The organism is Pseudomonas sp. BC42 (genome assembly GCF_021560055.1).
Taxonomy (GTDB): domain Bacteria; phylum Pseudomonadota; class Gammaproteobacteria; order Pseudomonadales; family Pseudomonadaceae; genus Aquipseudomonas.
The window spans coordinates 1,328,151-1,340,569 of sequence record NZ_CP091067.1 but is presented as its reverse complement, the minus strand read 5'-3'; the positions used below and the strand labels follow the sequence as shown (position 1 = coordinate 1,340,569).

Here is a 12,419-nt window from a genome sequence, read left to right as displayed (position 1 = left end):
TGCAAGCCACGAGCGGCAAGACTTCCCTACCCTCACTTGCAGCTCGTCCCTTGCAGCTTGCCGCTGCTGTTTAGCGCTTGTCGCGGCGCTTCTTGTCGGCCTTCTTGTGGTGCGACATCAAACGACGCTTCTTGTTGACCTGGCGGTCGGTGAGCGTGTTCTTGTTGCCTTCGTATGGGTTCTCGCCACCTTTGAACTCGATACGGATCGGCGTGCCCACCAGCTTCAGCACCCGACGGTAGGTGTTTTCCAGGTAACGCACGTAGGACTTGGGTACCTTCTCCACCTGGTTGCCGTGAATCACGATCAGCGGCGGGTTGGCACCGCCCAAGTGGGCGTAGCGCAACTTGATCCGACGGTTGTTGACCATGGGCGGCGCATGCTCGCCAACGGCGTCTTCGAGAATCTGGGTCAGGCGGCTGGTCGGCCAGCGGGTCACCGCCGACTTGAACGAGTTCTGCACCGACTGGTAGAGGTTGCCCACGCCCGTGCCGTGCAGTGCCGAGATGAAGTGGATATCGGCGAAGTCGACGAAGAACAACCGCCGCTGCAGCTCGGTCTTCACGTAGTCGCGCTCGCTCGGCTGCATGCCGTCCCACTTGTTCAGGGCAATCACCAGGGCCCGACCGGCTTCCAGGGCAAAGCCCAGCAGGTTCAGGTCGTGATCCACCACGCCTTCGCGGGCGTCCATGACGAAGATCACCACGTTGGCGTCCTTGATCGCCTGCAGGGTTTTGACCACCGAGAACTTTTCGACTTCCTCGTGGATCTTGCCGCGCTTGCGCACACCGGCGGTGTCGATCAGCGTGTACTTCTCGTCGTTGCGCTCGAACGGGATGTAGATGCTGTCGCGGGTGGTGCCGGGCTGGTCATAGACGATGACCCGATCTTCACCGAGCATGCGGTTGACCAGGGTCGACTTGCCGACGTTGGGACGCCCGATGATGGCGATCTTGATCCCGTCCTTCTCGCTCGGGCCCGGAATGCGCTTGGCTTCCTCGCCTTCGGCGACGATCTCTTCTTCACCTTCCTCCGGCTCGTCGGCGTCATCCTTGGGGAATTCGCGCAGGGCGATTTCCAGCATCTGGGTGATGCCGCGGCCATGGGCACCGGCGATCGGGATCGCATCGCCCATGCCCAATGGCGCGAACTCGGCGCGGGCCATGTCCGGGTCGATGTTGTCGACCTTGTTGGCGATCACGTAGGAGGTCTTGTTACGTTTGCGCAGGTGCTCGCCGATCATCTGGTCGGCCGCGGTAAACCCGGCCTTGGCGTCCACCAGGAACAACACCACATCAGCTTCTTCAATGGCCAGCAGCGACTGCTCGGCCATCTTTTCGTCCATGCCATGCTCGTCACCGGAAATACCACCGGTGTCGATCAGAATATAGGTACGCCCTTGCCACTTGGCCTCACCGTATTGGCGATCACGGGTCAGACCGGACAGGTCGCCGACAATGGCGTCGCGAGTCCGAGTCAGGCGGTTGAACAAGGTGGACTTGCCGACGTTAGGTCGGCCCACCAGGGCGATTACGGGAACCATGCGGCTCTCCACTGCGTTAATTGCGAAAATACAAAAGCCGCTGCGAGGCAGCGGCTGGTGCTCGGGGCAGCACCTTGAAGTGCTGCGAACCTTGTCGAGACAAGGCCGCTTGGGGAATCAACCCCAAGCATAGTCAAACCATTACTTGATGGTCAGGGCTTCCAGTTTGCCGCTGTTGCCATACACATAAATCATGTCGCCCACCACCAGCGGACGGGCGCGCAGGCCATCGCTGTCAATGCGCGTACGGCCGACGAAACGACCGTCAACCTGGCTCAGCAGGTGCAGATAACCTTCCAGGTCACCTACAGCCACGTAGCTGGAGAAGACTTCCGGCGCCGACAGTTGACGTCGAGCCAGGGAGTCGTTGCTCCACAGGGCGGTGGTCGAACGCTCGTCCACGCCTTCCACGGTGCCCGAGGACAGGCTGACATAGACGCTGCCAAAACCTTGTGCCACGCCGGCATAGCTGGACGCATCACGCTGCCACAGCGGACGACCGCTCTCCAGGTCCAGGGCAACCACACGCCCCTGGTAACTGGCGACATACAGCGTACCGCCGGACAGCAGCAGGCCGCCGTCGATGTCCACTACGCGATCCAGTTCGGAACGGCCTTGTGGAATGGCGATGCGCTGCTCCCACACCGGCACGCCGTTGCGGATATCCAGGGCCACCACCTTGCCAGTGGAAAGACCGGCCAGGGCCAGACGGTTGGTCGCCAAGGGGGCACTGGTGCCCCGCAGGGTCAGTACCGCCGGGGTGCTGTCGTACAGCCAGATCTGATGACCGGTGCTGGCATCAAGGCCAATCACCCGATCATCCTGAGTCTGCACCACCACTACGTCACCGTTGGTGGCAGGCGGAGCCAGAACTTCACTGGTCACACGGGTACGCCACTTCTCTTCACCGCTGGAAGCATCCAGGGCAACCACTTCGCCTTTCAGGGTGCCGATCATGACCAGGCCATAACCCACGCCCACGGCGCCGGAAACAGGCAGTTCGAGATCTTTCTTCCATTTGACGTCGCCGTTCATGCGATCCATGGAAACCACCACACCGGTGACGTCGGCAGCATAGATGGTGTCACCATCGATGGCCGGTACCAGCATGTTGTAGGTTTCGCCCTGACCGTCACCGATCGAACGGCTCCACTGCTTCTGCAGGACCACTTCTTCTTTGAAGTCGACCAGCTCAGCCGGCGGCAGTTCTTTCTTGCTGTTGCTGCTGCAACCCGCGGCCAACAAGGCCAGAGCCAGCAATGCTGCATGTTTCCAACGGATCACGTCATGCATCCCCTTTGGCCAGGTCGTCCAGCTTGATTTGTAAGCCACCGACCGCCGCTTCATCCGAGAGCGCTGCCTTGGCTTTTTGATATGCCGCATGAGCTTCATCGACACGGCCCAACTGCACCAGCAGATCACCCTTGAGCTCTTCACGGGTTGCCAGGAAGGCCTTGTCGGCATCGCCGTCGAGCAGTTTCAGGGCTTCGTCGGCCTTGTTCTGCGCCGCCAGCACCTGGGCCAGGCGCTGACGCGCCACTTCACCCAAGGTCGGGTTCGCAGGCTTGTCGGCGATGGCCTTCAGTTGCGCCGCTGCATCATCCAGCTTGCCGGTGTCTACCGCCACCTTGGCGACGAACAGACTGCCGTACTGCGCGTAGGCGGTGCCGCCGAACTCGCTGTTGAGCTTGCCGGCCAGGTCCGCAACGCGGGCGGCATCAGGCTTGCCATCCGGTGTCAGCGTGGTTTCCAGCAGTTGCTGATAGAGCACCGAAGCGCCTTGCGACTGATTGTTCTGATACTTGTGCCAGGCCTGCCAGCCAAACACGATGACCAGAGCCAGCAGACCGCCGGTCACCAGAGGTTTGCCGTTGCGCTGCCACCAGTCTTTCAATTCCGCCAGCTGTTCGTCTTCGGTACTCGACACCCCAATACTCCTTATTCGCTAATTCGGCTGTTTGACAGCTTCAACCCTGCACGACGCAGGTGGCCAGGTGCGCCGCGAGCGCATCCCAGGCAATGCTTTGTTGTTCGCCCTGGCCACGCAGGGGTTTGAAACCTACCACTTGCTGGGCCAGCTCGTCGTCACCGAGGATCAGCGCGTACAACGCACCGCTCTTGTCGGCCTTCTTGAATTGGCTCTTGAAGCTGCCGCCACCGGCGTTGACCTGCAGGCGCAGGTTGGGCAACTGGTCGCGTACCCGCTCGCTCAGGGCCAGCCCCGCCAATTCGGCAGCCTCGCCAAAGGCGCAGAGGTAGACATCCACCTGGCGGGAAATCGATTCCGGCACCTGCTCCAGGGTTTCCAGCATCAGCACCAGACGCTCGATACCCATGGCGAAACCCACGCCCGAGGTCGGCTTGCCGCCCATCTGCTCCACCAGGCCGTCATAACGGCCACCCGCGCAGACGGTGCCCTGGGCACCGAGCTTGTCGGTCACCCATTCGAAAACGGTCTTGCTGTAGTAATCCAGGCCGCGGACCAGCTTCGGGTTGATCACATAAGGAATCCCGGCGGCATCCAGGCGAGCCTTGAGGCCCTCGAAGTGAACCCGGGATTCTTCATCGAGGTAGTCGGCCAGCTTCGGCGCGTCCACCAGTACGGCCTGGGTGCCTGGATCCTTGGTGTCCAGAACCCGCAGCGGGTTGCTCTTCAGGCGACGCTGGCTGTCTTCGTCCAGCTTGTCGTGACGGGCCGAGAGGAATTCCACCAGGGCATCGCGATAGCGGGCACGGGCTTCGGAAGTACCCAGGCTGTTGAGTTCGAGCTTCACCGCATCACGGATGCCCAGCTCGCCCCACAGGCGCCAGGTCAGCACGATCAGCTCGGCGTCGATATCCGGACCGTCGAGGTTGAACACCTCCAGACCGATCTGGTGGAACTGGCGATAACGGCCTTTCTGTGGACGCTCGTGACGGAACATCGGGCCGATGTACCACAGTTTCTGCACCTGGCCAGCACCGGTCAGGCCATGCTCCAGGGCCGCGCGAACGCAAGCCGCGGTGCCTTCCGGACGCAAGGTCAGGGAGTCGCCGTTGCGGTCTTCGAAGGTGTACATCTCTTTTTCGACGATGTCGGTCACTTCACCGATGGAGCGCTTGAACAGCTCGGTGAACTCGACGATCGGCATGCGGATCTGCTTGTAACCGTAGTTATCCAGCAGACGCGCCACGGTACCCTCGAAATAACGCCACAGGGGCGTCTGCTCGGGCAGGATGTCATTCATGCCACGAATGGCTTGCAGAGACTTGCTCACAAAAAATCCTTAAATACGTTCGGTTAGCCGCGAGCGATCAGCGCTGCGTCGGCTTCGACCTTTTCGGCCGCCTTCTGCCGGATCAGCTTTTCGAGCTCGTCCACCAGATTGTCATTGGTCAGTTTCTGTGCCGGCTTGCCGTCGATGTAGATCAGGTTCGGCGTACCGCCGGTCAGACCGATGTGCGCCTCTTTGGCTTCACCCGGGCCGTTGACCACGCAACCGATCACCGCGACATCCAACGGCACCAGCAGGTCTTCAAGGCGCCCTTCCAGCTCGTTCATGGTTTTCACCACATCGAAATTCTGCCGCGAGCAGCTCGGGCAGGCGATGAAGTTGATGCCACGGGAACGCAGGTGCAGGGACTTGAGAATGTCGTAGCCGACCTTCACTTCCTCGACCGGGTCGGCCGCCAACGAGATGCGAATGGTATCGCCAATCCCTTCGGCCAGCAGCATACCGAGGCCGACAGCGGATTTCACCGTGCCTGAACGCAATCCACCGGCTTCAGTGATGCCCAGGTGCAAGGGTTGAATGATTTCCTTGGCCAGCAAACGGTAGGCTTCGACCGCCATGAACACGTCGGAAGCCTTAACGCTGACCTTGAAGTCCTGGAAATTCAGGCGTTCGAGGTGCTCGACATGACGCAGTGCCGACTCGACCAGCGCAGCCGGAGTCGGCTCGCCGTACTTCTTCTGCAGGTCCTTTTCCAGGGAGCCGGCGTTGACCCCGATACGGATCGGGATCCCGCGATCGCGAGCGGCGTCCACCACGGCGCGAACCCGGTCTTCGCGACCGATGTTGCCGGGGTTGATCCGCAGGCAATCGACACCCAGCTCGGCCACGCGCAAAGCGATCTTGTAGTCGAAGTGAATGTCGGCCACCAGGGGCACCTTGACCTGCTGCTTGATCCGGCCGAACGCTTCGGCGGCGTCCATGTCCGGCACCGAAACCCGCACGATGTCGACACCGGCGGCTTCCAGGCGGTTGATCTGGGCGACGGTTGCCGCTACGTCGTTGGTGTCGCTGTTGGTCATGCTCTGCACCGCGATCGGCGCATCGCCGCCGACCGGTACCGAGCCGACCCAGATCTTGCGGGACTCGCGACGTTTGATTGGAGATTCGCCGTGCATGACTTATTGACCTAACTTCAGGCGAGCAGTCTCGCCACTGGTGAACGGGGCGATATCCACCGCCTGACCGTTGTAAGTGATTTGTGCGCCACGGGCATAACCCAGACGCACGGCAAAAGGTGGCTTGCCGCTGACATCAACGTTCTCGCCCTTGCGCTTGAGGGCGCTGAGCAGAATCTTGCCGTTGCCATCGATGACCTGGGCCCAGCAATCGGCGCTGAACTGGATCTGTACCTGACCCGAACCGGCAACCGGCGAGCTCGGCGCTGCGGCATTGCCAGCATTTGCCGGCACAGCGGGCGCGGCGGCCGGAGCCTGAGCTACCGGTGCGCTGGCAACAGGCGCAGTGGTTGGGGCGGCATGCACAGGAGCGGTCGGTGCCGCAGGCGTCACAACGGGAGCCGGGGCCGCAGGAGCTGGCGGATTGGCCGGCGCCTCGGCACTCGCCTGGTTCTGGTCTTGTGCGGCGTTGTCCAGGGCTTCGCTCTGACCTTCGGCAACCGCCTGGTCTTCGGGCTCGTCGATCGGATGGATCTGCGTGGTGCCGTCGGCCCCTTCGACCTCAACGTGCTCAGGGCTCAGGGACACTGGCTCCTTGCCACGCTGGGAGGATTGATCCTGCCACCAGATGAAACCGCCACCGACCACCGCCACCAGCAGCAGCAAGCTGACAATGCGCAGGATGGTGTGGGAAACCCGTACCGGTTCCTCGATCCGTCCCAGGGCGTGAACGTTGCTGCCTTGAGAGTCGGTACCGGTGTATTGATCGAACTCCTGAACCAGGATCGCCTGATCCATGCCCAGCAACTTGGCATAGGCACGGATATAGCCGCGAGCAAAGGTATGCCCTGGCAGCTTGTCGAAAGCGCCGGCTTCCAGGTTGCTCAGAGAGCTCACGGTGAGGTTGAGCTTGTGGGCCACTTCTGCCAGCGACCAACCATTGCTTTCGCGGGCCTGACGCAGGGTCTCACCGGGGTTTACGCGAGTCACTGCTTGAACTTCGGGATGCGCCGCTTTCATCATTGCTCCGACAGGTATTGCTGATATTCCGGCGTACCGGGATAAAGTCGTTTTAGTTGCAGACCGTAACTGGCGGCCTTGTCGCGATCTTCGAACACCGTTGCCAGCCGAACGCCGAGCAATAGACTACGTGCATTTTGCGCGTCGAGCAGGCTAAAACGATCGTAATAGTCGCGGGCGGGCACATAATGCCTGTCTTCGTAAGACAACTCAGCCATTTCCAGCAACGCGCGGGGCTGTTGGTGATTCAAGCGCAGGGCTTTTTCCAGTTGCAACCGGGCCAGCTCACGCTGGCCCAGCTTCGAAGCGGTCATCCCGAGGCTTTCAAACACCCGGGAACGTTCGGGGTACAGAGTATCAGCCGCGGCTTGCTCAAAACGCTGATAGGCCTCTTTGTAACGTTTTTCTTCGAACAGGAAACTGCCGTAGTTATTGAGGATTCGCGCATCGTCCGGACGGGCCGCCAGGGCCTGGCGAAAATGCTCGTCGGCCAGGGCCGGCTCCATCTCGGCCTGGAACACCAACGCCAGGGCGGCATTGGCATCGGCATCGGCAGGAGCCAGTTCCAGAGCCTTGCGCAACGGAACCTTGGCGCGCTCGCTCATGCCTTGCTGCAGATAACCCAGCCCCAGTTGCACATAGGCGGCACGCGCCTCATCGCGGCCCTTGCTGGTGTTCAGCGGATTGGAATCACCCGACAGAACACAGCCAGCACAGAGACTGGCAACGAGCAGGAGCAGCGCGAAGCGCAGGGTCATGGAGTTCCTCTCTCAGGTACGGGTCGCAGCGCTTTGCGGCATATCGGCGTCGGCGCTCAACTCACGCACGGCGATATAGCGTTCGCTGCGACGGGTGCGGTCCAGCACCTGCCCGACCAACTGCCCGCAGGCGGCGTCAATGTCCTCACCGCGAGTCGTGCGCACGGTGACATTGAAGCCGGCGTGATGCAGCTGGTCCTGGAAACGGCGAATGGCATTGTTGCTCGGACGTTCGTAGCCGGAGTGAGGGAACGGGTTGAACGGAATCAGGTTGATCTTGCAAGGAACGTCCTTGAGCAACTCGATCATTTCAACGGCGTGTTCCAGCTTGTCGTTGACATCCTTGAGCAGGGTGTACTCGATGGTCAGCACGCGCTTCTCGCCCAGGGCGGACATGTAGCGCTGGCAGGACTCGAGAAGCATCTTCAGCGGGTACTTCTTGTTGATCGGTACCAGCTGGTTGCGCAGCGCATCGTTGGGTGCGTGCAGCGACAACGCCAGGGAGACGTCGATGTGCTTGGCCAGCTCATCGATCATCGGCACCACGCCGGAGGTGGACAGGGTCACCCGGCGCTTGGAAATGCCGTAGCCCAGGTCGTCCATCATCAGGTGCATGGCCGCGATGACGTTGTCGAAGTTCAGCAGCGGCTCACCCATGCCCATCATCACCACGTTGGTGATGGCACGGTCGACGGTCGCCGGGACGCTGCCAAAGGATTTGTTGGCAATCCACACCTGGCCGATGACTTCGGCGGCGGTGAGGTTGCTATTGAAGCCTTGCTTGCCGGTGGAGCAGAAACTGCAGTCCAGGGCACAGCCTGCCTGGGACGAAACGCACAGCGTGCCGCGCTTGCCCTGGGGAATGTACACGGTCTCGACGCAGCTGCCGGACGCCACGCGCACCACCCATTTACGGGTGCCATCGCTGGAGATGTCCTCGCTGACCACTTCCGGACCGCGAATCTCGGCAACGGCCTTGAGCTTTTCGCGCAAGGCCTTGCCGACATTCGTCATGGCGTCGAAATCATCGACGCCAAAGTGGTGAATCCATTTCATTACCTGACCGGCACGGAAACGCTTCTCCCCGATTGAGTCGAAGAATTTCTCCATTTCCGGTTGAGTCAGCCCCAACAGGTTAGTTTTGCCGATCGATGTAGTCATGGTCTCACCCCTCACACGCAAGCCTTACTCAGCGAGCGGTTACTTCAGTAGCTGCGAAGAAGTAAGCGATTTCGCGAGCAGCGGCAGCTTCGGAGTCCGAACCGTGAACGGCGTTGGCGTCGATGGACTCGGCGAAGTCAGCACGGATGGTGCCGGCAGCAGCTTCTTTAGGGTTGGTAGCGCCCATCAGCTCACGGTTGCGAGCGATGGCGTTTTCGCCTTCCAGAACCTGAACAACAACTGGACCGGAAGTCATGAAGGCAACCAGTTCGCCGAAGAAGCCACGCTCGCTGTGCTCAGCGTAGAAGCCTTCAGCTTCAGCCTTGGACAGTTGCTTCATTTTCGAAGCTACAACGCGCAGGCCGGCTTCTTCAAAACGGGAAACGATCTTGCCGATAACGTTTTTTGCAACAGCGTCAGGCTTGATGATGGAGAAAGTACGTTGAACAGCCATGGTGTAACTCCAGAAACGGTGATTAAAGCGAAAAATTAAACCCGCGAATTATACGCGGGTTTATAGGGATTGCCTAACTGCGTAGCCCGCGGATTCAGTCCGCTTCGTCGATCCAGGCGGCCTGAATTGCTTCAAGAACCTTCTCGCCTCCGCGAGCCGGATCGTCGCTGAACTCCGGCAATGCCAGAACCCATTGGTGCAGATCGACAAAGTTCACATAACGCGGATCCACATCGGGCTTGGACTCAGCCAGCTGGATCGCGATTTCCAGTACATCAACCCACTTCAGACTCATGACGACTCCTTGAATCAGTGCGGCGCTTCGGCAGCATGGTTGAGCGAGTACTTGGGAATTTCAACGGTCAGGTCTTCGTCGCCGACGATGGCCTGGCACGACAGCCGCGATTGCGCTTCCAGGCCCCAGGCCTTGTCCAGCAAGTCTTCTTCCAGCTCGTCGGCTTCGTTCAGCGAATCGAACCCTTCACGAATGATGCAGTGGCAGGTGGTACAGGCACAGACGCCGCCGCAGGCGCTCTCGATCTCGATGTGGTTGTCATGGGCCACCTCGAGCACCGAAACCCCGGGCTCGACCTCGACAACCAGACCGTCCGGGCAGAACACGGCGTGTGGCAGAAAAATGATCTGCGGCATCAGTTATTCCTCGATTTCATTCAGGTTGCGCCCCGCCAGGGCGGCTTTCACCGTCGAATCCAGGCGGCGGGCAGCAAAGGCATCGGTCACTTGCGACAGACGCTTGGTCTGCTGCTCGATGGCGTAACCATCGGTGCCACGCATCAATTCACTCAGTTCCTGCATCTGCAGCTCGATGACCATTCGCTCTTCAGCGTCCAGCAGGCGATCACCGTCCGCGTCCAGAGCGCCTTGCACGGCCTCGATCAGCCGCTGGGCATCAACCTGCTGCTCCCGCAGCACGCGGGCCACCTTGTCGTCGCCGGCGTACTGGAAGGAGTCCTTGAGCATCTTGGCGATCTCGCCGTCGGTCAGACCGTAGGATGGCTTGACCTGAATGCTGGCTTCCACGCCCGACCCCAACTCCCGTGCCGAGACGCTGAGCAGGCCGTCGGCATCGACCTGGAAGGTCACGCGGATCTTCGCCGCACCCGCCACCATCGGCGGGATGCCGCGCAATTCGAAGCGCGCCAGGGAGCGGCAGTCGCTGATCAGCTCACGCTCGCCCTGCAGCACATGAATCATCATGGCCGTCTGGCCATCTTTGTAAGTCGTGAAGTCCTGGGCACGGGCCACCGGGATGGTGGTGTTGCGCGGAATCACCTTCTCCATCAGCCCGCCCATGGTTTCCAGACCCAGGGACAGCGGAATCACGTCCAGCAGCAACAACTCGCCACCTTCGCGCTTGTTACCGGCCAGCGTATCGGCCTGGATCGCAGCACCAATGGCCACCACTTGATCCGGGTCGATTTCGGTCAACGGCTGGCGACCGAACATTTCGGCGACCGCTTCCCGCACTCGCGGCACCCGGGTCGAACCGCCCACCATGACCACTGCCTGCACTTCGTCCAATTCGACATTGGAGTCACGAACGGCGCGACGGCAGGCCTTGAGGCTGCGCGCCACCATGGGCTCGATCAGGGCATCGAAGGTTTCGCGGGTCAGCGCGGCGCGCCAGTCACCGTAAACCACTTCCACCGAGGCGGCATGGGTCAGGGCTTCCTTGGCCGCGCAGGCGGTTTGCAACAGGTTGCGCTGAGTGCCCGGATCCAGGTCGGCGGACAAGCCCGCGCCCTCGATGATCCAGCCGGCAATGGCGTGATCGAAGTCATCGCCACCCAAGGCGGTATCGCCGCCGGTGGCCAGCACCTCGAAGACACCGCCGGTCAGGCGCAGGATGGAAATATCGAAGGTACCGCCACCCAGGTCATAGATCGCCACCACGCCCTCGGCGTGCTGGTCCAGGCCGTAGGCCACGGCAGCCGCGGTCGGTTCGTTGAGCAAGCGCAGCACATTCAGACCGGCCAGCTTGGCCGCATCCTTGGTGGCTTGACGCTGGGCATCGTCGAAATAGGCCGGAACAGTGATCACCGCCCCCACCAGCTCGCCACCCAGGGTCGCTTCAGCGCGCTGACGCAACACCTTCAGCACTTCCGCGGAGACCTCCACCGGGCTTTTCGGCCCCTGGATGGTCTCGATGAACGGCATGTGCGACTCGCCGTCAACGAAGCGATAGGGCAGTTGTTCGCCCAGCTGCTTGACGTCGGCCAGCCCGCGCCCCATCAGGCGCTTGACCGAAAGCACGGTATTCAAGGGATCGGTGGGCGCGGCCAGGCGGGCGGATTCGCCCACTTCGACGCGGTCGGCGTGATAACGCACGGCGGACGGCAGAATCACCTGACCCTGCGCGTCGGCCAGAGGCTCGGAAAGACCACTGCGCAAGGCAGCGACCAGCGAATTGGTAGTGCCCAAGTCGATTCCCACAGCCAGGCGACGCTGGTGCGGTTGAGGACTTTGGCCGGGTTCGGCGATCTGCAGTAGGGCCATGCTTATCTGGACTTATCTGTATATCAGGCGTGCGACCGGAGCGGCACTGGGTTAATCGTCGAGGCGCTCTTCTAACTGGCGCACTTCGTAGGTGAGCTTGTCGAGGAACTGCATGCGCCGCATCAGGCGCTCGGCCTGCTCGCGCTGCGCTGCATCATCCCAACAGGCTGCGAAGCTTTCGTTCAGTTCATCCTGGGCAATCTTCAACCGCCGCTTGAATGCCGCCACGCCGGCCAGGTCGGCGCTGTCCTGCAGGTCTTCGAGCTCTTCGCGCCACTGCATCTGCTGCAGAAGAAACTCGGGATCATGCACCGTGACTTCCAGCGGCAACTCGCCACCCTTCAACGCCAACAGATAACGGGCACGCTTGGGCGGACTCTTGAGCGTCTGATAAGCCTCATTGAGGCTTGCCGACTGCTCCAGGGCCAGGCGCTGCTCACGCTCGGACGCATCGGCAAAACGGTCAGGATGAACCCCGCGCGCCAACTCACGGTAGCGCGCGGCCAGCTGCTCGAGATCCAGGCGGAAGCTCGGTTGCAGCTCAAATAAAGCGAAATGACAAGGAGTACCCACTGG

The 12,419-nt window shown here is 61.2% G+C and carries 13 protein-coding genes; all 13 read right to left on the bottom strand.

The window, feature by feature from the left end:
• Positions 1–70: 70 nt before the first annotated feature.
• Positions 71–1,543 (bottom strand): ribosome biogenesis GTPase Der, encoded by a 1,473-nt coding sequence (gene der, locus L1O02_RS06355; protein WP_016968329.1) that lies wholly within the window; start codon positions 1,541–1,543, stop codon positions 71–73.
• A gap of 141 nt (positions 1,544–1,684) precedes the next feature.
• Entirely contained in the window at positions 1,685–2,836 is a 1,152-nt protein-coding gene (gene bamB, locus L1O02_RS06350; RefSeq protein ID WP_060840875.1) for an outer membrane protein assembly factor BamB, read from the bottom strand.
• Positions 2,829–3,470 carry a tetratricopeptide repeat protein gene (locus L1O02_RS06345; protein WP_016968331.1) on the bottom strand — a complete coding sequence of 214 codons (642 nt, stop codon included), beginning with the start codon at positions 3,468–3,470 and terminating at the stop codon, positions 2,829–2,831. Before L1O02_RS06345 ends, bamB begins: the two co-directional genes overlap by 8 nt.
• Positions 3,471–3,510: 40 nt before the next feature.
• Positions 3,511–4,800 carry a histidine--tRNA ligase gene (hisS, locus tag L1O02_RS06340; protein ID WP_060840876.1) on the bottom strand — a complete coding sequence of 430 codons (1,290 nt, stop codon included), beginning with the start codon at positions 4,798–4,800 and terminating at the stop codon, positions 3,511–3,513.
• A gap of 23 nt (positions 4,801–4,823) precedes the next feature.
• On the bottom strand, positions 4,824–5,933 hold the full coding sequence (gene ispG / locus L1O02_RS06335) for a flavodoxin-dependent (E)-4-hydroxy-3-methylbut-2-enyl-diphosphate synthase (RefSeq protein ID WP_016968333.1): 1,110 nt from the start codon (positions 5,931–5,933) through the stop codon (positions 4,824–4,826).
• 3 nt (positions 5,934–5,936) lie between these two features.
• Positions 5,937–6,953, bottom strand: coding sequence for a RodZ domain-containing protein (locus L1O02_RS06330; RefSeq protein WP_235759712.1), 1,017 nt, complete (start codon positions 6,951–6,953; stop codon positions 5,937–5,939).
• Positions 6,953–7,711, bottom strand: a complete 759-nt coding sequence (pilW, locus tag L1O02_RS06325) for a type IV pilus biogenesis/stability protein PilW (RefSeq protein ID WP_060840878.1) — start codon at positions 7,709–7,711, stop codon at positions 6,953–6,955. Before pilW ends, L1O02_RS06330 begins: the two co-directional genes overlap by 1 nt.
• Positions 7,712–7,723: 12 nt before the next feature.
• Positions 7,724–8,872, bottom strand: coding sequence for a 23S rRNA (adenine(2503)-C(2))-methyltransferase RlmN (rlmN, locus tag L1O02_RS06320; RefSeq protein WP_060840879.1), 1,149 nt, complete (start codon positions 8,870–8,872; stop codon positions 7,724–7,726).
• 28 nt (positions 8,873–8,900) lie between these two features.
• Complete coding sequence (gene ndk, locus L1O02_RS06315; protein WP_025129556.1) at positions 8,901–9,326, bottom strand: nucleoside-diphosphate kinase; 426 nt, start codon at positions 9,324–9,326, stop codon at positions 8,901–8,903.
• 94 nt (positions 9,327–9,420) lie between these two features.
• Positions 9,421–9,621, bottom strand: a complete 201-nt coding sequence (iscX, locus tag L1O02_RS06310; protein ID WP_011063212.1) for a Fe-S cluster assembly protein IscX — start codon at positions 9,619–9,621, stop codon at positions 9,421–9,423.
• A gap of 14 nt (positions 9,622–9,635) precedes the next feature.
• Positions 9,636–9,977 (bottom strand): ISC system 2Fe-2S type ferredoxin, encoded by a 342-nt coding sequence (gene fdx, locus L1O02_RS06305; protein ID WP_011063213.1) that lies wholly within the window; start codon positions 9,975–9,977, stop codon positions 9,636–9,638.
• Positions 9,978–9,980: 3 nt separating this feature from the next.
• Positions 9,981–11,843 (bottom strand): Fe-S protein assembly chaperone HscA, encoded by a 1,863-nt coding sequence (hscA, locus tag L1O02_RS06300; RefSeq protein WP_060844529.1) that lies wholly within the window; start codon positions 11,841–11,843, stop codon positions 9,981–9,983.
• Positions 11,844–11,894: 51 nt separating this feature from the next.
• Complete coding sequence (gene hscB, locus L1O02_RS06295) at positions 11,895–12,416, bottom strand: co-chaperone HscB (RefSeq protein WP_060840882.1); 522 nt, start codon at positions 12,414–12,416, stop codon at positions 11,895–11,897.
• Positions 12,417–12,419 lie beyond the last annotated feature (3 nt).

Excerpts from the sequence above, each read along its gene's own strand:
- der (WP_016968329.1), bottom strand. The coding sequence starts at position 1,543 with ATGGTTCCCGTAATCGCCCTGGTGGGCCGACCTAACGTCGGCAAGTCC.
- bamB (WP_060840875.1), bottom strand. The coding sequence starts at position 2,836 with ATGCATGACGTGATCCGTTGGAAACATGCAGCATTGCTGGCTCTGGCC.
- ispG (WP_016968333.1), bottom strand. The coding sequence starts at position 5,933 with ATGCACGGCGAATCTCCAATCAAACGTCGCGAGTCCCGCAAGATCTGG.
- L1O02_RS06330 (WP_235759712.1), bottom strand. The coding sequence starts at position 6,953 with ATGAAAGCGGCGCATCCCGAAGTTCAAGCAGTGACTCGCGTAAACCCC.
- pilW (WP_060840878.1), bottom strand. The coding sequence starts at position 7,711 with ATGACCCTGCGCTTCGCGCTGCTCCTGCTCGTTGCCAGTCTCTGTGCT.
- rlmN (WP_060840879.1), bottom strand. The coding sequence starts at position 8,872 with ATGACTACATCGATCGGCAAAACTAACCTGTTGGGGCTGACTCAACCG.
- ndk (WP_025129556.1), bottom strand. The coding sequence starts at position 9,326 with ATGGCTGTTCAACGTACTTTCTCCATCATCAAGCCTGACGCTGTTGCA.
- iscX (WP_011063212.1), bottom strand. The coding sequence starts at position 9,621 with ATGAGTCTGAAGTGGGTTGATGTACTGGAAATCGCGATCCAGCTGGCT.
- fdx (WP_011063213.1), bottom strand. The coding sequence starts at position 9,977 with ATGCCGCAGATCATTTTTCTGCCACACGCCGTGTTCTGCCCGGACGGT.
- hscA (WP_060844529.1), bottom strand. The coding sequence starts at position 11,843 with ATGGCCCTACTGCAGATCGCCGAACCCGGCCAAAGTCCTCAACCGCAC.